General features: G+C 40.5%; 19 protein-coding genes. 4 read left to right on the forward strand and 15 right to left on the reverse strand.

Features of this window, described 5'->3' with window-relative positions; translation table 11 throughout:
* Window positions 1-53: 53 nt before the first annotated feature.
* Window positions 54-839, forward strand: coding sequence for a glycerophosphodiester phosphodiesterase (locus tag LCM09_RS01420; protein ID WP_224878255.1), 786 nt, complete (start codon window positions 54-56; stop codon window positions 837-839).
* Between the two features lie 75 nt (window positions 840-914).
* Window positions 915-1,934 (forward strand): NADPH dehydrogenase NamA, encoded by a 1,020-nt coding sequence (gene namA / locus LCM09_RS01425; RefSeq protein WP_224878257.1) that lies wholly within the window; start codon window positions 915-917, stop codon window positions 1,932-1,934.
* 85 nt (window positions 1,935-2,019) lie between these two features.
* Here the strand turns inward: namA and rnz are convergent, their stop codons facing one another.
* Window positions 2,020-2,949, reverse strand: a complete 930-nt coding sequence (gene rnz / locus LCM09_RS01430) for a ribonuclease Z (protein ID WP_224878259.1) — start codon at window positions 2,947-2,949, stop codon at window positions 2,020-2,022.
* A gap of 90 nt (window positions 2,950-3,039) precedes the next feature.
* On the opposite strand from rnz, the gene LCM09_RS01435 reads away from it, so the two are divergent.
* Entirely contained in the window at window positions 3,040-3,636 is a 597-nt protein-coding gene (locus tag LCM09_RS01435; RefSeq protein WP_224878261.1) for a CPBP family intramembrane glutamic endopeptidase, read from the forward strand.
* Here the strand turns inward: LCM09_RS01435 and LCM09_RS01440 are convergent.
* The 9 genes from LCM09_RS01440 to LCM09_RS01480 all read right to left on the reverse strand — a co-directional run bounded on the left by LCM09_RS01440 (window position 3,604) and on the right by LCM09_RS01480 (window position 14,267).
* Entirely contained in the window at window positions 3,604-4,836 is a 1,233-nt protein-coding gene (locus LCM09_RS01440; RefSeq protein WP_224878263.1) for a hypothetical protein, read from the reverse strand. The two genes, LCM09_RS01435 and LCM09_RS01440, sit on opposite strands and share 33 nt — an antisense overlap.
* On the reverse strand, window positions 4,833-6,053 hold the full coding sequence (locus tag LCM09_RS01445; RefSeq protein ID WP_224878265.1) for a DUF58 domain-containing protein: 1,221 nt from the start codon (window positions 6,051-6,053) through the stop codon (window positions 4,833-4,835). Before LCM09_RS01445 ends, LCM09_RS01440 begins: the two co-directional genes overlap by 4 nt.
* Window positions 6,053-7,009, reverse strand: coding sequence for an AAA family ATPase (locus LCM09_RS01450; RefSeq protein ID WP_224878267.1), 957 nt, complete (start codon window positions 7,007-7,009; stop codon window positions 6,053-6,055). Before LCM09_RS01450 ends, LCM09_RS01445 begins: the two co-directional genes overlap by 1 nt.
* 25 nt (window positions 7,010-7,034) lie before the next feature.
* Window positions 7,035-8,306, reverse strand: a complete 1,272-nt coding sequence (locus LCM09_RS01455) for a DNA polymerase IV (protein WP_224880035.1) — start codon at window positions 8,304-8,306, stop codon at window positions 7,035-7,037.
* A 106-nt stretch (window positions 8,307-8,412) separates the two neighbouring features.
* The gene (locus tag LCM09_RS01460; protein ID WP_224878268.1) at window positions 8,413-8,901 is read right to left on the reverse strand and encodes a MarR family winged helix-turn-helix transcriptional regulator; all 489 of its coding nucleotides are present in this window, start codon (window positions 8,899-8,901) and stop codon (window positions 8,413-8,415) included.
* Window positions 8,902-9,064: 163 nt separating this feature from the next.
* Complete coding sequence (locus LCM09_RS01465; RefSeq protein ID WP_224878270.1) at window positions 9,065-10,183, reverse strand: M20/M25/M40 family metallo-hydrolase; 1,119 nt, start codon at window positions 10,181-10,183, stop codon at window positions 9,065-9,067.
* A gap of 24 nt (window positions 10,184-10,207) precedes the next feature.
* The gene (locus LCM09_RS01470) at window positions 10,208-11,755 is read right to left on the reverse strand and encodes an acyl-CoA carboxylase subunit beta (protein ID WP_224878272.1); all 1,548 of its coding nucleotides are present in this window, start codon (window positions 11,753-11,755) and stop codon (window positions 10,208-10,210) included.
* A complete protein-coding gene (mce, locus tag LCM09_RS01475) occupies window positions 11,755-12,591 on the reverse strand; it encodes a methylmalonyl-CoA epimerase (protein ID WP_224878274.1) in 837 nt (278 codons plus the stop codon). The genes LCM09_RS01470 and mce overlap by 1 nt, the downstream gene beginning before the upstream one ends.
* Window positions 12,592-12,608: 17 nt before the next feature.
* Entirely contained in the window at window positions 12,609-14,267 is a 1,659-nt protein-coding gene (locus LCM09_RS01480; RefSeq protein ID WP_224878276.1) for an acyl-CoA mutase large subunit family protein, read from the reverse strand.
* Between the two features lie 208 nt (window positions 14,268-14,475).
* On the opposite strand from LCM09_RS01480, the gene prli42 reads away from it, so the two are divergent.
* Window positions 14,476-14,568 (forward strand): stressosome-associated protein Prli42, encoded by a 93-nt coding sequence (prli42, locus tag LCM09_RS01485; RefSeq protein WP_136947454.1) that lies wholly within the window; start codon window positions 14,476-14,478, stop codon window positions 14,566-14,568.
* 31 nt (window positions 14,569-14,599) lie between these two features.
* Here prli42 and LCM09_RS01490 read toward each other — a convergent pair whose 3' ends face one another.
* The 5 genes from LCM09_RS01490 to LCM09_RS01510 form a co-directional block, all read right to left on the reverse strand.
* Window positions 14,600-15,133, reverse strand: a complete 534-nt coding sequence (locus LCM09_RS01490; protein WP_224878278.1) for a L,D-transpeptidase — start codon at window positions 15,131-15,133, stop codon at window positions 14,600-14,602.
* Window positions 15,134-15,182: 49 nt separating this feature from the next.
* The gene (locus LCM09_RS01495) at window positions 15,183-16,148 is read right to left on the reverse strand and encodes an aromatic acid exporter family protein (RefSeq protein ID WP_224878280.1); all 966 of its coding nucleotides are present in this window, start codon (window positions 16,146-16,148) and stop codon (window positions 15,183-15,185) included.
* A 137-nt stretch (window positions 16,149-16,285) separates the two neighbouring features.
* Window positions 16,286-16,714, reverse strand: coding sequence for a BrxA/BrxB family bacilliredoxin (locus LCM09_RS01500; RefSeq protein WP_224878282.1), 429 nt, complete (start codon window positions 16,712-16,714; stop codon window positions 16,286-16,288).
* 128 nt (window positions 16,715-16,842) lie between these two features.
* Complete coding sequence (locus LCM09_RS01505) at window positions 16,843-18,156, reverse strand: dihydrolipoamide acetyltransferase family protein (protein ID WP_224878284.1); 1,314 nt, start codon at window positions 18,154-18,156, stop codon at window positions 16,843-16,845.
* Window positions 18,157-18,184: 28 nt separating this feature from the next.
* On the reverse strand, window positions 18,185-19,168 hold the full coding sequence (locus tag LCM09_RS01510; protein WP_224878285.1) for an alpha-ketoacid dehydrogenase subunit beta: 984 nt from the start codon (window positions 19,166-19,168) through the stop codon (window positions 18,185-18,187).
* Window positions 19,169-19,174: the final 6 nt, after the last annotated feature.

The following is a 19,174-nucleotide window of genomic DNA, read 5'->3' on the forward strand; positions in this document are numbered from 1 at the left end:
ATAATATTTTATACATACTGATCCTGAAAAGACCAGCAAGAATGGAGGAAAACATGACTATTATCTTTGCTCATCGAGGCGCAAGCAGGCAATGCCCAGAAAATACAATGAGTGCATTCAAACGGGCTGTAGAACTTGGTGCTGGAGGAATCGAATTTGATATCCAGCTATCGAGTGACGATGTCCCTGTCGTGATTCATGATCGAACATTAAAACGGACGGCTTCCGGAAGAGGAACTGTTACAGAAACACCTTTTTCTGATTTAAGAAAGCATGATGCAGGAAGCTGGTTTTCTCCTTCTTTCAAAGGAGAATTGATTCCTTCGCTCGAAGAAGTGCTGATCTTTGCGAATCAATACCCTAACCTTTGGTTAAACATAGAACTGAAATATTATAGTGACACGAATGTAAAGCTAGCAGAGAAAAGTATTCCCCTTATCAAAAAACATCGATCCGAAAAAAATACAGTCATTTCAAGCTTTGAACACAACCGACTCGTCGATGTTCATAAACTTTGGTCAAAAGTAGAAACGGCTCCAATCTATAAAGCCAGCTTACATGAGCCATGGGACTATGCGAAAAACCTAAAAGCAAAAGCAATTCATCCACAATATAAAACCGTTGATCGTTCACTTACAAAAGCATCTCAGTCTCATGGTATTAATGTTAGACCTTATACAGTAAATGATGAACGTCTTATTAAACAGCTACTAGAATGGGAAGCTGACGGAATTATAACGGATGTACCTGACTTAGCTTTAAAGATTATGAAAAATGAGCACATTCCTCAAGAAAGACGCTCATGGTTAAAAGCGATTTGGCAATTCATCAAAAGATAAGCGTCAAACCTGTCTTCATGTAAGAGGCATGCTATACTTTTAACTAATGTAACGATATAAGGAGAGAAGACAAAGATGACAGCAGCCCTTTTCACGCCATATACGATTAAAAACGTAACGTTTCCAAATAGAATTGTGATGAGCCCTATGTGTATGTATTCTTGTGAAGCTAGGGATGGGAAAGCCACAAACTTTCATTACACGCATTATACGTCGCGAGCTGTTGGGAAGGTTGGACTCATCTTCACTGAAGCAGCTGCAGTTACGATGCAGGGGCGTATTTCACCTGAAGATTTAGGAATTTGGAGCGACGAGCATATCGAAGGGTTAACGAATATTGTTACTCTTTCTAAAGAGCAAGGCGCTAAGGTAGGCATTCAGCTTGCCCATGCTGGTAGAAAAGCGAAGGTAGATGGATCGATTCTTGCTCCATCCGCTCTTCCTTTCGACGATAAGATGAAAACACCTGAAGAGATGACGAAAGAACAAATTCAAGACACGATCACAGCATTCCAAGAGGGAGCTAGACGAGCAAAAGAATCAGGATTCGATGTGATTGAGCTGCACGCAGCTCACGGCTATTTAATTAGTGAGTTTCTTTCACCTCTTACGAATAATCGGAACGACGAATACGGAGGTACAAGAGAAAAACGATATAAGTTTCTAAGAGAAACAATCGACTCCGTAAAAAATGTGTGGGACGGGCCGTTATTCGTAAGAATTTCTGCAGATGAGTACCACGAAGAAGGGAACACGATCGACGACTTTATTTACTTCGCTTCTGAAATGAAGACACAAGGAGTTGATCTTGTCGACTGTAGCACAGGAGGAATCGTTCCAGCGAAAATCAATGCTTATCCAGGCTATCAAGTCACTCACGCAGAACGAATCCGCAGAGGGGCTACCATCGCTACAGGCGCAGTTGGACTAATCACTCATCCTCTTCAAGCTGAAGAGATTATTCAGAACGAGCGTGCAGATCTTGTCTTCTTAGCAAGAGAGCTCCTTCGTAATCCTTACTGGCCAAGAACAGCTGCAGTTGAACTAGGGGTTGAACTTGAAGCTCCTAAGCAATATGAACGTGGTTGGAATTAAATCTCTTTTATTAGCTTAACTCATAATAAAACCTACTCCTATTGTGTCATTAGGAGTAGGTTTTTTACTGTTAGAAACAAGAAAGTTAAATTTTTGGACTAGAGTGCTGAGGGATATGTATCGAATCATGATCCTTCACGATCTGAGTGTTAGAAAAGATTTCCTTCGCCTCATCCAACATACGATCAAGATCTTCCTCTTGATAGCGTGAACTAATATGGGTAAGGACGAGCTTTTTTACATCAGCTTCCCGTGCAATGCTTGCTGCTTCTACCGTTGTAGAGTGAAAATAATCATAAGCAAGCGTTTCTTTATCTTTTGAAAATGTCGCTTCATGAACGAGCAAGTCTGCCCCTTGTGCTAACGTGATCGTTTTCTTACTATACCGTGTATCACCACAGATTACGAGACAACGTCCAGGTATGACTGGCCCCGTAACCTCGTCAGCAGTAATGATTCTTCCATTATGCTCTATTTCTCCGCCCGCTTTCAGTTTTTTATATAACGGACCTGGCTTCACACCAAACCTTTTGAGCTTATCAACATCAAGGCGCCCTGGCTTATTGGCTTCTATGATCCTGTATCCAAAACTCGTTATGCCGTGTTCAAGTAAAGCAGTCTCTACCTCATAGTCACCTAGTTGCATACCCATTTCCTGATTGATTTCAACGATATGAAGAGAATACCGCAAGTACGTCCCGCTTACTTTCAAGGAAGAGTCAATAAACTCTTTAATCCCAACAGGTCCATAGATCGTTAAATCTGACTCTCCACTTTGAAAGGATCGACTACCGAGCAAACCAGGTAAACCAAATATGTGATCACCATGCAAATGAGTAATAAAAATCTTAGTGATTTTGCTTAGAGTGATCGTTGACGAAAGGATTTGGTGCTGTGTAGCTTCACCGCAGTCAAAAAGCCAGGTTTCACCGCTCTCAATGCGTAATGCGATTGAGCTAACGTTCCTTTTTGTAGATGGTACGCCTCCCCCTGTTCCTAGAAATGTAAGATCCACTAAATCCCATCCTTTCAGATACCGTTTCTCGCAAAGAAAAGCAACATCCTTTAAACTAGTTAGTATACTACTATCCTAGGAGCTACTCTTATGCTTACAAACAAACGGTTACTCACCACCATTTTAATCGCTCACCTTTTGCTTTTCTTGAGCTTCTTCGTATTCTCAAACGTCTTCTGGCAGGTATTTACGGTCTCTTTACTGCTATTAATTATTTTATCTTACCGATCGGCCACATGGAAGAAAATCACCTTCGATCAATTATTGATTGGGACTCTGAGTGGGCTGCTTTTATACCTGTTATTTTATATTGGGAAGCAATTTATGCTCATCCTATTTCCTGAGATGATCACTAGCCTACAGTCTTTATATGATTTCATTTCTCCTAAAGAAAAATGGCATTACGTTAGCCTGATCCTTGTCATTATTCCGGGCGAAGAATTATTTTGGCGAGGGTTCGTACAAGGGAAATTGGAAAAAGCATCGACGGCTTTTCCCATTCTATTAGCTACCGTTCTTTATACTAGTGTACATATCTACGCTGGTACCTTACTATTACTCGCCGCTGCACTACTTGCAGGGTTCACATGGGGCTACCTTTATAAACGCACAGGAACGATCACTGTTCCTATTTTATCTCATCTTGTTTTTGATTTAATGCTGCTCGTTTTCTTTCCTCTTCTTTGATCGTTTCATCTCTTGTAAAAGGTTCTTCACGAGAGCTTTATACTGAAGAACCTCCTCCTCAGTAATGCTCTCGTTTGCATACCGTATTTTGTCATACACGCTGATCAATTTTGTTTGCTCATCAGTATACCCCGGTAGCCTTTCATACCATTCAGATAATGTTTCACTTTTTTCTCGTTGATAGCCATATTTCACGGCTTTTATCTCCAACTGATACGTTAACTTCCTGACAACATGCGCTGGTGGTTTGCTTTTTATTCTGCTATTCGTTTCAGGGGCATGAGTAGACGGCTCATTCCACGTATGAGTGACAGCACTTGGCTGAAAGTATGATAAAACAATCCTTTTTCTCATGATAACAATGACTAGAATGACGATTATTATCGTTACTAACACATAGAGAAAAGGCTCATAATTGAAAGAAGACGTTGCTTCAAGCTGATCGACCGAATCAGTTTTGATAGGATCCCCGTTCGCTGCCTCTTGAAAGGAAGCTAAGTCCTCTTCTCCTGAGTTAAACGTTATCAGTAGCGTTAGCCAGTAGATCGGTAATCCAATCACATAACTTAACCCGCCTATAACAGTAGAAATGCCTTTAAGAATGATGGGTCTTAAGGTGATAAAAACCGTAACACCGCTTACGACTATGAAGGATATAAGCGCGATTGTACTAAAAGCCAATAAAGCACTCTTCCCTGTTGACTCTTCATCTCTCAACTGCTTAAATGTTCTACTACATAACAAGAAAAGAAATTGAACAAAAGGGATGATAAAAACGAAAGATCTCAGCTCACTAGCGGGAGCGACCAAATAATAAACGACAGCTCCTATAAAACAAAAGAAAATGGGGGAAATGTTCGACACCCGATCAGGTTCTTTTATGTTTAAATAAATCACCCAACTGTTGGCGAAAGTTATCAGAAGGGCTTGCCAGATTGGTAAGCCGCTTATCCATCCGACAAATAGTAAAAGTATCATTCCCACTGATAGTTTCATACCCGACAATTCTTTCAAATTAGTTGAACTTAACCAGTAGAAGTAAATCATCAGTATCCCTAACCCAGTTAGCGCCATCGCCGTGAAGGGAATAATCGGCAAATTAGAATCATCAAACAAATTCATGTACATTAATAAAAGGTAAGTTAGGGTGATATCTGATAAATAATTGAATAGTTGAGATCCTATCAGTTGCTTTCTCAAATGACTTCCCCCTTCACAAGCTTTCTAAGAAATGCACCATGTTCAGAGGTTACCACTTCAAAACATTTGCTTCCTCTTTTCTCGAGCTCGTTAAATAAAGAGGACTCAGCATGACTCATGCTAGTTTCACCGACTCTTACGATAAGCGATTCTCTACTATATAAATTCTGCTTAAGCATGCCTACCATGCGAAAATGTGAAACGATCGGCTTGCTGCTGTCAATCCGGGAAAGTAACTCCAAGGCTTTACTAAGGTGGACTCTTCCTTCTCCAGATCGGAGCATCATATAGGGAGACGAGCCACCCGGGTCTACATTTATATGTATTTCGAAGGCGTAACCGAGCTTCGTTGCTTTTTCACATAAAAATGCTAACTGGCTTATGTACTCTTCAAGGTGTTGAGAAACTTGTGCTGGGACACCATAACGTTTTACTGAAACGTCTAATATAAACACCCATTTCATCTCGATTGAAGGCTCATACAGCTTCGTTTTCAACTCTGAAGTCTTTGCGGATGCTTTCCAATGGATGCGGTTGAAAGAGTCCGAACTAACGTACTCTCTTGCACCAGACGGCGCAGATAAATTTTCATATAGCGAGTGAACAACCGTTGACGTTCCAGCTGCTGTAATGGATGGCTGTTGACCTTCCTTCACTCTGTTCAGTTGTGGATAGATTAGAACTTCAGAAGCCCGATAATCAGTCAACTCACAACTTGTTGACCCAAAGCCAAATAAGTCTTCTACGACAAGTTCCACACGACTCACTTTCATCGTTCCTCGATGTCTTGCATGTATAGGTACAGTGAGTGTTTTATTTGCTCCTCTCGGGAGTGACAGTCTAATACTGTATGTATTTACATTTAAATGAGAAGATTCTTCAAAGCGAATATCCGTTTCTGCTACTGCAATTGAATCCAATGAAAATGATAATTTTCCATTCCATATAGGAAGCTTTCCTGTATTCGATATACTGAAGGATAGTTCAGAGCTTTCCCCTTGAAAAAGTTTAAGTACTGTTTGATTGTTTTTCACATGTACAGATGTCGTAACCTTTTTTAAATACCATTTAGTAAACGTATTAATAAAGATAAAAGAAATAGAAATCATCAATAACGGGATGTTTTGCAAATATAATCCTACTAATAGGACGATCCAACTTAGAGCTGAAGTCACTTGCATAAGATTAGATAAAGTCATATCCTCATATTTATTCATTAAATATTCATTCCACTTCGACTCACTTCAACAGGGACATCGATGTCTTTTAGAATAGTTTCTAAAGCCTGCATCTTCGTGATTCTCATCGAACTTTCTAACGATAATACGATGCGGTGGCTTAGGACAAAGGGTGCTACAAACTGAATATCTTCAGGCACAACAAAACTCCTTCCTTCAATAAATGCTTTCCCCTTTGCAGCTTTCATAAATGCAAGTGTCCCTCTTGGACTTACACCTACATCAATGGCTTCATTATTTCGAGTTTCTTGAACGATTGAAAGTAAATAATTTTCTAGAATTTCTTCAATATGCACATCGTTAACTTGATGTTGTAATTCTATCATTTCCTCTGGAGTAAAGACTGCGCTAAGGTCGTCGATAGGAATGCCATACTTCATCATGCTAAGCATTTCCTTCTCTTGATCAAATGTAGGGTATCCGCTCTTCATCTGCATGAAAAAACGATCCATTTGAGCTTCAGGTAATGGAAATGTCCCTTGGGATTCAAGGTGGTTTTGTGTTGCGATGACAATGAAAGGCTTTGGGAGTTGTAACGTCTTTCCTTCGATCGTGACTTGCTTTTCTTCCATTACCTCTAACAAACTTGATTGAGTTCGTGGGGTTGCACGGTTAATTTCATCGGCCAATAATACGTTTGTCATAACAGGACCTGGACGCATTTCGAATTCCTGATCTCTCGGATTAAAGAATTCAATACCTGTTACATCACTCGGAAGGACGTCAGGAGTAAATTGTATCCTTCTGAAATCACCACCAAGTAACACTGCAATGGACTTTGCCAGAAGTGTTTTTCCTGTACCAGGAACATCTTCAAGGAGAATGTTTCCATTATTTAGCAATGAAATCATCACTAGTTCCACAAGCTCTTCTTTTCCAACAAGGACTTTCTTAATTTCGTTTTGTACGTGCTCCATTTTCAAGGAAATCGACATTAGAATAACTCCTTCTCAACAAGTTCTATTTCTTATTCTTATAGTTCCAAAGAAAATCACGATCAAGACTTGTTCCCCTCCGCTTTTCATCACGCAGCTTATGACTTCCATCTTTGTTTAGTTGGTTGCCTTTAAGTAAAGAACTTTCGCCGAACTTCTTCCGAATCGAACCAATGGTGTCATAAAGATCCGCACGCTTAGAATCTTTTTCAAAAGAAAACAAGTCGAGCTGTACAGTAGCTTCGTCTCGATCGACAAGCTGTTGACCCGTTATTCCAAGTAAACGTATCGGTTGACCAGTCCAGTTCTTCGAAAAAAGGTATTTCGCTGCCTCTAAAATATCAGCTGATTTAGAAATTGGGTTTTCTAATTTTCTGCTTCTCGTTATTGTCGTTCTATCACTATACCGGATCGTTAACTGCACATTGAAACTTAGAACCCCTTTTTGCTCCATTCTTTTCGCAACAGAGTCAGAAAGATTCGTTAGTGCTGTATAAACTCTTTGACGGTCGACTAAATCTTCAGGGAAAGTCGAAGAATTACCTACACTTTTAAAATCATCGATCGCATCTGGATCTACCGGACGATCATCTATTCCATTTGCCCGGGCGTGCAACCTTTTCCCATTAATACCAAGCTTTAACTCGAGTTGTACGGGATTCGCTTCTGCAAGGTCACCTATCGTTTTAATCTTCAACTCATTTAGTTTTTCTTTTGTTTTCTTCCCAACACCATGCATTTCTCCAACGTCCAATGGCCATAGAAGCTCAGCGAGCTGTCTTTTACGAAGAATCGTGATTCCGAGTGGTTTCTTCATGTCAGAAGCCATCTTCGCTAGGAACTTATTAGGAGCGATGCCTATGCTACAAGGAATGCCAATTTCCTTAAAGATACGCTTTTGAATTTCCTCAGCGATCGCAACAGGGTTCTTTCCTCTACAGTCATCTGTTACGTCTAAATAGCCTTCATCGATCGAGACCGGTTGAACGAGTGGCGTATATGACTCGAGCAGCTCAAAAATTTGGAGTGACGTCCTCCGATAGAGAGGGAAGTTGGGTGGCATCACTAAGAGCCCTGGGCAGTGCTTTCTTGCTTCCCATAAAGGCATCGTCGTCTTCACACCCATTTTTCGCGCTTCATAACTACTTGTAACAACGATTCCTTTTCTTTCTTCAACATTTCCTGCAATAGCAAGTGGTTTTCCTCGTAGCTCTGGATTGTGAGCCACTTCAACTGAAGCATAAAAGCTATTCATATCAACATGAAATATTATTCTTCCACCAGTCTGCTTGTTCATTTGACTCACTGACGCCAACCTCCTTCCTCTATAGAATAGCACGACAGCTTATCGGCTATCACAGATTTTCCCACCTGAAAAAAAAAGACAGGAAAGGATTCCCGTCTTACATGTCGCGTTCTTTCTGTTTTTCGATCCAATTGACAAACTCGCTACCATGAAAGTGTTTGTTGAATTCAAGTTGAAATTGGTATAAATCATCAAGAAATGCAGCATGTTCAGCTGATCTCTCTCGATATTCATCAATGTATTCTCCAACTGAATAGGAGTATTTTGTACTTGCATCAATTTTCGTCAAGCCTGCTTCTGTTAATCTAACATAAGAAATTCTTCGGTCGCTAGCTTTCTTGTCTATCACGACAAATCCTTTATCTTTCAAACGTTTTAACACTTGCATTACTGTGGAAACATCCCAAAGTCCAACTTCAGATATTCTGGTAATCGTTACCTCTGTCTCGGTATATACAATCCACATTACATGCTGTTCTGCCTGAGTAAGACCAATCTCTTTGGCATTTTTCTGCCATTCATTTTCAAGTACTTTGTAGGTCCCACGCATGTAGTTTAATAGTTTGTGAGTGCGAATAGAGTCCATGATTAACACCGCTTCCAATATATTGTTAAATTATCACGAATATAGTTTAACATATTTTTACGTAAAATTTTCCATATAAATATGAAAAGGTTGTCGAGACTTCCTCGACAACCTTAGTTATTACTTTGTGTATGTTTCACTCCAACGGTTGAAGTGAATGTATTTATCCTTTTGCAACTTCTTTTATAATTGCAACAACTGCTTCAGAAACCTTCACCAATTCCTTGACGGGCATACGTTCACTCGTCGTATGAATCTCTTCATACCCAACTGCAAGGTTTACAGTAGGAATTCCGTGGCCTGCGATGATATTTGCATCACTTCCACCACCGCTAGTTAAAAGTTCTGGTGTGCGGTCGATTTGCTTCATTGCTTTTCTAGCAATTTCAACAACATGATCGCCCTCCCCAAATTTAAAACCAGGGTACATTACCTGAATGTCAAGATCGACAGATCCACCCATTTCTTTAGCAGTTGATTCGAACGCTTCCTTCATCTTCTCTACTTGAGCTTCCATTTTCTCAGGTACAAGTGAACGTGCTTCAGCTAACACTTCTACATGATCACACACGATGTTCGTTTGTGAACCACCTTCAAAACGGCCAATATTTGCTGTCGTTTCATCGTCAAGACGTCCAAGTGGCATTTTAGCAACTGACTTGGCTGCGATTGTAATAGCAGATACACCTTTTTCAGGTGCAACACCAGCATGTGCTGTCTTTCCGTGTATAGTAGCTAAGATCTTCGCCTGTGTTGGAGCAGCTGTAATGATCTTACCCACTTCGCCATCACTATCTAGTGCGTAGCCAAATTTCGCAATCAATTTTTTTGGATCAAGAACTTTAGCACCTTGTAAACCTGACTCTTCTCCAACAGTGATAATAAATTGAATTGTACCATGCTCAATGTTCTGCTCTTTTAAAACACGAATTGCCTCAAACATAGCAGCTAGACCTGTTTTATCATCTGCTCCTAGAATCGTTGTACCATCAGTACGTACATATCCATCTTCTACAGTAGGTTTGACGCCTTTTCCTGGAACAACAGTATCCATATGAGAAGTGAAGTAAATACAGTCTGCTTCAGCCGTACCCTTCAATGTACAAATCAGATTACCAGCTTCGTGATCTGTTTTATCCGCAGCATCATCTTCTTCTACTTCTACACCGAGTGAAGTGAATTTTTCCTTTAAAATACCTGCTATGTGCTTTTCATTCTTTGTTTCTGAATCGATTTGTACAAGTTCTAAAAACTCGTCAAGTAAACGTTGTTCATTAATCATGCTGTAGGCCTCCTAGAATGGTAATTATAATGGAATATTTCCATGTTTTTTCTTCGGGCGCTCTTCTTTTTTATTACGCATCAATTCTAATGCTTCAAGGAGCTTTATTCGAGTCTCTCTTGGATCGATCACGTCATCGACCATGCCACGTGAAGCAGCTATGTATGGATTCGCGAATTTTTCCCGATACTCTTCGATCTTTGCAGCTCTTGTTTCTTCTGGGTTGTCACTCTCGTTAATTTCCCTTGAGAAGATTACGTTCGCAGCTCCCTCAGGACCCATGACAGCAATCTCTGCGTTCGGCCATGCATATACTAGATCTGCACCGATCGATTTAGAATTTAATGCAACGTACGCTCCACCATAAGCTTTTCTTAGGATGACGGTGATTTTCGGTACAGTTGCTTCTGAATAAGAGTAAAGAATTTTTGCTCCATGTCTAATGATTCCACCGTGCTCTTGTTTAATTCCTGGGAAAAACCCTGTAACATCTTCAAACGTGATAAGCGGAATATTAAAGGAATCACAAAAACGGATGAAACGTGACAGTTTGTCAGAGGAATCAATATCTAGCCCTCCAGCCATCACTTTTGGTTGATTACATATCATACCAACCGTTTCACCTTTAAGCCTCGCAAAGCCAACCACAATATTCTTCGCGAAATGCTGTTGAACTTCAAGGAATGATCCAGAATCGACCACGTCTTCAATAACTGTTCGAACGTCATATGGACGAGTTGAATCAAAAGGTACGATATCTGCTAAATCCGGGCAAAAATCATCCCGCTCAGTATGGTCCTTTATAGGTGCTTTCTCTTCATTATTAAGAGGTAAGTAGCTTATTAAGTTACGAACGCTAGCTAGCACTTCTTCTTCCGTTTTGCCTGTGAAATGTGCATTCCCACTTTTGGATCTATGAACTTTCGCTCCACCCAAATCTTCTGCACTTATCTTCTCACGCGTCACTGTTTCTATAACTTTAGGTCCCGTTATAAACATTTGGCTCGTATCCTCAACCATAAAAACAAAATCTGTAATAGCAGGAGAATACACTGCACCACCTGCACATGGACCCATGATTACTGAGATTTGTGGTATGACTCCGGAATAGATCGAATTTCGATAAAAGATCTGTCCGTACCCGTCTAATGATACCACACCCTCTTGAATCCTCGCACCACCAGAGTCATTTAAACCAATGATAGGGGCTCCGTTCCTTGCTGCAAGGTCCATAACATTAGCAATCTTCATTGCATGCATTTCGCCTAGTGCTCCACCGAATACCGTAAAGTCTTGAGCAAATACATAGATCGGACGACCATCTACTCTTCCATATCCCGTAACGACACCTTCACCAGGTGCTTTTTGGTCTGACATTCCAAAGTCTAATGACCGATGCTCAACAAAGGAATTCAGCTCAACGAATGACCCTTTATCGACGAGTAAATCAATTCGTTCTCTCGCTGTGAGCTTTCCTTTATCATGCTGCTTCTTTATCCGCTCATCACCGCCACCCATTTCTACTTCCCTACGACGGTCATACAGTTCATTGATTTTATCGTACATATCCATTATTCTGCCTCCTTTGTATCCTTCTCACATAGTTCGTATAATACTCCTCCTGCTGACTTCGGATGTAAAAAGGCAATGTTCGCGCCACCCGCACCTTTTACCGGCTTATCATGAATAAGTTTAATTCCACGCGCAGAAAGCTCTTGCAGACGATCTTCAATGTTGTCTGATGACAGCGCAATATGGTGGATGCCTTCGCCCCTTTTTTCAATAAATGAAGCGATTGGACTTTCCTCATTTATAGGTTCTAATAGCTCGATTCTAGATTCCCCTATCTTCAAGAAAGCAACCTTTACTTTCTCAGAAGCCACTTCTTCAATCGCCTCTAGTTGAAGATGTAATGAATCAACGTAGAATGGTAATGCTTGTTCAAGTGATGAAACAGCAATCCCTATATGGTCGATCTTCTTTGGAGGAGTAAGCACCTCTTCACTGACTCCGTCTCGTTCACGAACAGCCTTTTCAATGAAGATAGCCGTTTCTTTTGTAGGAGTTCCAGGGGTAAAGACTTTTTGAACTCCTTTTGATTCTAAGAACGGAATGTCTTCCCATGGAATGACACCTCCACCGACTACGATAATATCTTCCGCCTCACGGGCTTTAAGCATAGATACGATTTCAGGAAACAACTCATTGTGAGCTCCTGATAAGCAGGATAGACCAATCGCATCTACATCTTCTTGAATAGCTGCAGCAACGATTTGTTGAGGTGTTTGTCTAAGCCCTGTATAGATTACTTCCATACCATAGTCTCGTAGAGCTTGTGCAACCACGAGAGCGCCTCTGTCATGTCCGTCTAGTCCTGGCTTTGCAATCAATACACGAATTTTCTTCATCTCATCCCACTCCCCAGTTAAACTCCTGTATATTCTCCAAATTCTTCTCTAAGAACTCCACAGATTTCACCGACCGTGCAGTAACCTCTAACACATTCTAGAATAAGAGGCATTAAATTAGCATCCCCTTGTGCACCTTGCCTTAACTCTTCCAACCGAGCGCTCACTCGACTTGAATCTCTTTCAGTTCTTAACGCCTGAAGTTTCTCTATTTGTTTTCGCTGAAGCTCAGGATCAATGCGATGCAGTTCAGGTTTAGGTTCATCTTCTAACGTATACTTGTTCATCCCTACAACGATTTCTTCACCAGATTCAATTTTCTTCTGTGTGTCGTATGCAGCTTGATGAATTTCGCGTTGCATATACCCCTGCTCAACTGCTGACACTGCACCACCCATATCATCTATTTTCTCGATATAATTAAACACGTATTCTTCTAGCTCATCTGTTAATTTCTCAATATAATAAGATCCTCCCAATGGGTCGACAGTATCAGTTACGCCGCTTTCATTTGCGATAATTTGCTGCGTTCGAAGTGCGATTCGAGCTGAATCTTCAGTAGGAAGCGCTAGAGCTTCGTCTTTCGCATTAGTATGAAGACTTTGGGTACCACCTAGAACAGCTGCTAACGCTTGAATCGTTACTCTGACGATATTATTGTCAGGCTGCTGAGCCGTTAGCGTTGACCCTGCTACTTGGGTATGAAAACGAAGCTGCAAGCTTTTAGCTTTTTTCGCTCCGTATCGTTCTTTCATAATCTTAGACCAAATTCTTCTAGCAGCTCTAAACTTCGCAACTTCTTCTAAGAACTGATTATGCCCATTGAAGAAGAACGCGAGGCGCGGAGCAAAATCATCAACAGCAAGCCCTGCCTCAATCGCAGCATCGACATATGCGATTCCATTTGCAATTGTGAAGGCAAGTTCTTGTGAAGCAGTTGATCCGGCTTCACGAATATGGTAGCCAGAAATACTGATCGTGTTCCATCTTGGTACGTGCTCTGCACAATAAGCAAAAATATCAGTAATTAACCTCATCGATGGCTTAGGCGGAAAGATGTAAGTACCTCTCGCAATATACTCCTTCAAAATATCATTTTGAATCGTTCCTGATATTTCACTTTGGGAAACACCTTGCTTTTCAGCTACAGCGATATACATAGCCAGTAATACTGCAGCAGGTGCATTGATCGTCATAGAAGTACTTACTTTATCTAGTGGGATATCTTTTAAAAGCGCTTCCATATCATAGAGAGAGTCAATTGCCACTCCTACTTTTCCAACTTCTCCTTTTGCCATCATGTCATCTGAGTCATATCCAATTTGTGTTGGCAGATCAAATGCGACAGATAAGCCCGTTTGTCCCTGATCTAATAAATATCTAAAGCGGCGATTCGTTTCTTCTGCAGAACCAAATCCAGCATACTGTCTCATCGTCCACGTCCGTCCTCGATACATCGTTGGTTGTATTCCACGTGTATAAGGATACTGCCCTGGAAAACCAAGCTTCTTCATATATGACTCATCAAGCACATTTGGATGAGCCAATCGTTCTATTTCAATCCCTGAGCTCGTAACAAACTCTTCCTTCTTCTCAGGAAATTTCGTTAATAATTTTTCAGTTAACGCCTTCCATTCTTCAAATTGCTTGTGAAAATCTTTCTGATCTGTCGTCATCCCGATTCCTCCCTGTCCAGCTATAGTCGCATTCTGCCGAAATTAAGATGTCTAACCTATATACTATTCTGCATAAAGAAAGCGTTTTCCTCCCTGGAATCGAAAATTATGTAGAATTCACTCAAAAGCTGACCTTTTTTTAAACTTGTACCACTAGGTAAATACGTGTAGAATAACGATAGAATGTTCAGTTGAGGGAGGGACTTTTATGCCCCGAAAGACAACAAAGATCGTTGTGTATATCATGATCATCTCTATGCTATTAAGCCTATTCGCAGGAGCTACTGCAATGTTATTCTAAAATAAACAATAAACAAATAGAAGGTGCTGTCTTAGTTTACGACAGCACCTTCTATTTTTGGTTTCGAAAGAGCACCTGCCCTTATTCCTAATTCTTCAAAAGAATTAGAACTTGTAGTAATTAATATTTTTGTTCCGATTGGAATCTCATTGAATAGCTTTTCAATCTCTTCATTCTGAAGTCTCACACAACCAGCGGTAACATATTTACCGATCGAAGAAGGCCGATTTGTCCCATGAAGCCCATAGATTCTTCCATCCGTATCTTCCGCATCAAATCCAATCCACCTGGTCCCTAGCGGGTTTTGTTTGTCCCCGCCAGCAATATTCTTCTTCCTATAATATGGGTCTACAGCCTTTACGACGATTGTAAACGTTCCTTCAGGAGTTAACTTATTATCTTTCCCGGTTGCGACCGGCAAGACTTTATCGATTCTACCTTGCCGAATAAAAGCAACTTGGTTTGTCTTTTTATTTACGATTACAAAAGGATCACCAACTACTGTCTCACCCAAAGGGAAAATGACCGAAATTGCAAGCACCATCGAGAAAACGAAATGTCCCATCACGGTAACTCCTTTTTCTACTTAGGATGCATCACATGAACGAAATCATTCACACTTTTTGGAAAGCGCCTGGTTTTAAATATCTTTTCAAAAGTAAATACTGTTCAATTTCATTAAGGAAATGGTGCAGAGCAGAGCGAGTCTCGAACTCTGATCGATCAGATGGTAGAGGTGAATTTCTAAACTCTTCCCTCATTTCGTCTAGCTCGTTAAGAAAAACTCTAGCTGTATTCTGTGGTTTTACAGCGTCACTCAACCTTTCCATGAATTCAGCCATTTTCTGTCCTTGTATGTAAGTCTGATCTAGAGAAGAAATAATGGGAAGTAACCTCTCCAATATAAAGAACTGCTTTTCACGCATTTTAAAATATTTATAGTATTTATCATCATCACGTAACATATGGTTTTCGATATCTTTAAGAGCAATGCTCTTCGCTTGTTGTAGGGCATCTCCAACCTCTAACATTTCCTTTCCATCCCAAGAACTCTCACCTCTTCGAAGGTACACAGCATATTCCATAAGGATTACAGAGAACTTTTCCTCGATCTGTACTCTGTACTTCAAAAGGTCTTTCTCAAGGTTAGGCATATAAAGGTTGAACAGTAGAGCGACTCCAATACCGATAACAATGATTGCGACTTCATTAAAAACAATCGACCAACTTACTGTTCCAAAATTATATATATGAAGAATGATAACAGAACTAGTAATGACCCCTTCGGTTGCCTTTATGCCGACGACAACAGGTATAAAGAATAATAAAAGCAATGAGATACTAAGCGGAGTATACCCAATCCCTTCAAAGAAAGCAGCACTAAACACAATTCCAAGCAAACAAGCAAGAAACCTTTGCCATGAGCTATGGAACGATCGCTTCGTAGTAGGTTTGATACACAGGATCGTGAGTATTCCAGCGGAAACATAGTTGTCTAACGAAAAAAGTTGTGCAATCGTTATAGCGACCCCAGTACCTATGGCTGTTTTTAATGTTCGATAGCCTATTTTGAATTTCAATTCATATTCTTCCTTCCAACTTGTTATACTTCCTTAATATCCTTCAAATTACTTAGTCTAAACATGATAAATTCAAATAAAATTCTTAAATAATGACAGAAAAAAGGCAACAGGTCCAAGCCTGTCGCCCTCTTATATTAGCAATATTTATTGAAAAGGTATTGTAGCATGCCTACTACTTCTTCAGGATCGCTTCCCTCAATTTCGTGGCGTTCTACCATGTTGATGATTTCTCCATCCTTAAGTAAAGCAAATGAAGGAGAAGATGGTGCAAACCCCGTGAAGTAAGAACGAGCTTTTGCTGTAGCGTCTTTATCCTGTCCTGCGAAAACGGTTACGAGATGATCTGGTGTCTTTTCGTTAGAAATAGCAGCTTTTGCAGCTGGACGTGCAACTCCACCAGCGCAACCACACACACTATTAACCATTACAAGCGTTGTGCCTTTCTTTCCCATGACCTCTTCAACTTCTTCTGAAGTTGTAAGTTCTTGATAACCAGCAGCTTTAATCTCTTCACGCGCTGTAGCTACCACATCATTCATAAATAAATTAAAATCCATAGACATTCCTTAATTCCTCCCTTAACTCGGTACCTCTTACAATATATTGTATCGCGAATACGAACAAAATTCCAAGAAAGGTTTTTAAATTCAAAAAGAAAATGACCGCCTCATTGATGAGACGGCCTTTCTGTTTAGTATACTGAAGTGTTTTCTTTAGAAATATTCTCAAGATTTTGTTTCACACGCGCTAGGAATTTACCACAGATCATTCCGTCTAGAACACGGTGATCAAGAGATAAACATAGATTCACCATATGACGCGCACCAAACATACCGTTATCCATAATAACAGGTCGCTGCACAATACTTTCTACCTGAAGGATAGCTGCCTGAGGATAGTTAATGATTCCCATCGATTGTACTGAGCCAAATGATCCAGTGTTGTTAACGGTGAATGTTCCACCTTGCATTTCTTCACCTTTAAGCTTCCCTGATTTAGCTTTTTTCGCAAGTTCTGTTACTTCACGTGCAATGCCTTTGATCGACTTCTCATCAGCATTCTTAATAACAGGAACAAATAGTGATTCGTCCGTACCAACTGCAATCGAGATGTTGATGTCTTTCTTCTGAATAATTTTGTCGCCAGCCCACATCGAATTCATTTGAGGGAATTCTTTTAGTGCTTCAACAACAGCTTTTACGAAGAAAGCAAAGAACGTAAGGCTATAGCCTTCTTTTTTCTTGAAATCATCTTTGACACTGTTTCTATATTCAACTAGGTTCGTTACATCGACTTCAACCATCGTCCATGCATGAGGTGCTTCATGTTTACTTTTCAGCATGTTGTTTGCAATCGCTCGACGAACACCTGTGACAGGGATTTCGATATCTCCTTCACCTACAGGAACCTCTGAGCTTTCTGGAGCAGCTTTCGGTGCTTGTGGTGCCTTCGGTGCTTCAGCTGCTGCAGACTCCTGTTTCGGTTGTGACTCCTGCTTTTGTTCGGTCTTAGGAGCAGGTATTTCTCCTGAATCGATGATCTTCTGTAGATCTTTTCTAGTAATACGTCCACCTTTACCAGAGCCATTTACTTGCTCAAGATCAATATCATGCTCTTGAGACATACGAAGAACTGCAGGTGAATAACGTTTCTTCATCGGTTGGTCTTCTTGCTGTTTTTCTTGCTCTTTTTTATCTTCTGAAATATTTTCTATTGCTTTTTGTCCAGTAGATTCCTCTTGCGTTTCTTCAGTGGAAGCTCCACCTTCAATTTCGATATAGCAAACAAGTTCTCCAACTTCTAATGTGTCCCCTTCACTAGCAACTAGTTCTATAATTTTCCCTGTATAAGAGGATGGAACTTCAGCATTTACTTTATCTGTGTTTACTTCTGCAATCGGATCATACTTGTTGACGGTGTCGCCAACTTCCACTAGCCATTTTTCTATCGTACCTTCAGTTACACTTTCCCCTAACTGAGGCATTAATATTTTCTCTACAGCCATACAATAACCTCCTCAATATACGCTTTGTTTAGTATTCAGCAAGCTCCCGCATTGCTTTTTCCACTTTATCTGGGTTAATCATAAAGTATTTCTCCATTGGAGGTGAATAAGGCATCGCCGGAACATCAGGCCCTGCTAGGCGCTGGATTGGAGAATCCAATTCAAACAGACATTCTTCTGCGATAATGGCAGAAACTTCACTCATGATACTACCTTCTTTATTATCTTCCGTAACGAGAAGCACTTTTCCAGTTTTCTTAGCCGCTTCTACGATCGCTTCACGATCTAACGGATAAACTGTACGTAGGTCGAGAATGTGAGCAGAGATTCCGTCTTTTTCAAGCTTTTCAGCAGCTTGCAAAGCAAAGTGAACACATAGGCCATATGTAATGACTGTGATGTCTTCCCCTTCACGTTTCACATCAGCTTTTCCAATAGGAAGAGTATAATCTTCTTCAGGCACCTGACCTTTGATTAGTCTATACGCACGCTTATGTTCAAAGAATAGAACAGGATCTTCGTCTCGAATTGCTGCCTTAAGCAATCCTTTCGCATCGTATGGAGTAGATGGCATGACAATCTTCAATCCAGGAACATTCGCAAATAATGCTTCAACAGATTGTGAATGATATAACGCGCCATGAACGCCACCGCCGTAAGGTGCTCTAATCGTAATTGGACAACTCCAATCGTTATTCGAACGGTAACGAATTTTTGCTGCTTCTGATACGATTTGGTTAACAGCTGGCATAATAAAGTCAGCGAACTGCATTTCTGCAACTGGCCTCATGCCATACATTGCTGCACCGATTCCGACACCAGCAATTGCTGATTCCGCTAGTGGTGTATCGATTACACGTTGTTCTCCAAACTCATCATATAAGCCATCGGTTGCTCTGAAAACGCCACCTCTGACACCAACATCTTCACCGAGTACGAATACTTTTTCATCACGCTGCATTTCTTCTCTAAGTGCTTGAGTGATTGACTGAATATATGAAATGACTGGCATTGTTAC

The sequence above is a fragment of the Guptibacillus algicola genome (assembly GCF_020171805.1).
GTDB classification, from domain to species: Bacteria; Bacillota; Bacilli; order Bacillales; family Guptibacillaceae; genus Guptibacillus; species Guptibacillus algicola.

Bases quoted from the DNA above. Each gene is read 5' to 3' on its own strand.
- LCM09_RS01420 (WP_224878255.1), top strand. From the start codon at position 54: ATGACTATTATCTTTGCTCATCGAGGCGCAAGCAGGCAATGCCCAGAA.
- namA (WP_224878257.1), top strand. From the start codon at position 915: ATGACAGCAGCCCTTTTCACGCCATATACGATTAAAAACGTAACGTTT.
- LCM09_RS01435 (WP_224878261.1), top strand. From the start codon at position 3,040: ATGCTTACAAACAAACGGTTACTCACCACCATTTTAATCGCTCACCTT.
- LCM09_RS01445 (WP_224878265.1), bottom strand. From the start codon at position 6,053: ATGAATAAATATGAGGATATGACTTTATCTAATCTTATGCAAGTGACT.
- LCM09_RS01450 (WP_224878267.1), bottom strand. From the start codon at position 7,009: ATGTCGATTTCCTTGAAAATGGAGCACGTACAAAACGAAATTAAGAAA.
- LCM09_RS01455 (WP_224880035.1), bottom strand. From the start codon at position 8,306: ATGAACAAGCAGACTGGTGGAAGAATAATATTTCATGTTGATATGAAT.
- LCM09_RS01460 (WP_224878268.1), bottom strand. From the start codon at position 8,901: ATGGACTCTATTCGCACTCACAAACTATTAAACTACATGCGTGGGACC.
- LCM09_RS01465 (WP_224878270.1), bottom strand. From the start codon at position 10,183: ATGATTAATGAACAACGTTTACTTGACGAGTTTTTAGAACTTGTACAA.
- LCM09_RS01470 (WP_224878272.1), bottom strand. From the start codon at position 11,755: ATGGATATGTACGATAAAATCAATGAACTGTATGACCGTCGTAGGGAA.
- mce (WP_224878274.1), bottom strand. From the start codon at position 12,591: ATGAAGAAAATTCGTGTATTGATTGCAAAGCCAGGACTAGACGGACAT.
- LCM09_RS01480 (WP_224878276.1), bottom strand. From the start codon at position 14,267: ATGACGACAGATCAGAAAGATTTTCACAAGCAATTTGAAGAATGGAAG.
- prli42 (WP_136947454.1), top strand. From the start codon at position 14,476: ATGCCCCGAAAGACAACAAAGATCGTTGTGTATATCATGATCATCTCT.
- LCM09_RS01490 (WP_224878278.1), bottom strand. From the start codon at position 15,133: ATGGGACATTTCGTTTTCTCGATGGTGCTTGCAATTTCGGTCATTTTC.
- LCM09_RS01500 (WP_224878282.1), bottom strand. From the start codon at position 16,714: ATGTCTATGGATTTTAATTTATTTATGAATGATGTGGTAGCTACAGCG.
- LCM09_RS01505 (WP_224878284.1), bottom strand. From the start codon at position 18,156: ATGGCTGTAGAGAAAATATTAATGCCTCAGTTAGGGGAAAGTGTAACT.
- LCM09_RS01510 (WP_224878285.1), bottom strand. From the start codon at position 19,168: ATGCCAGTCATTTCATATATTCAGTCAATCACTCAAGCACTTAGAGAA.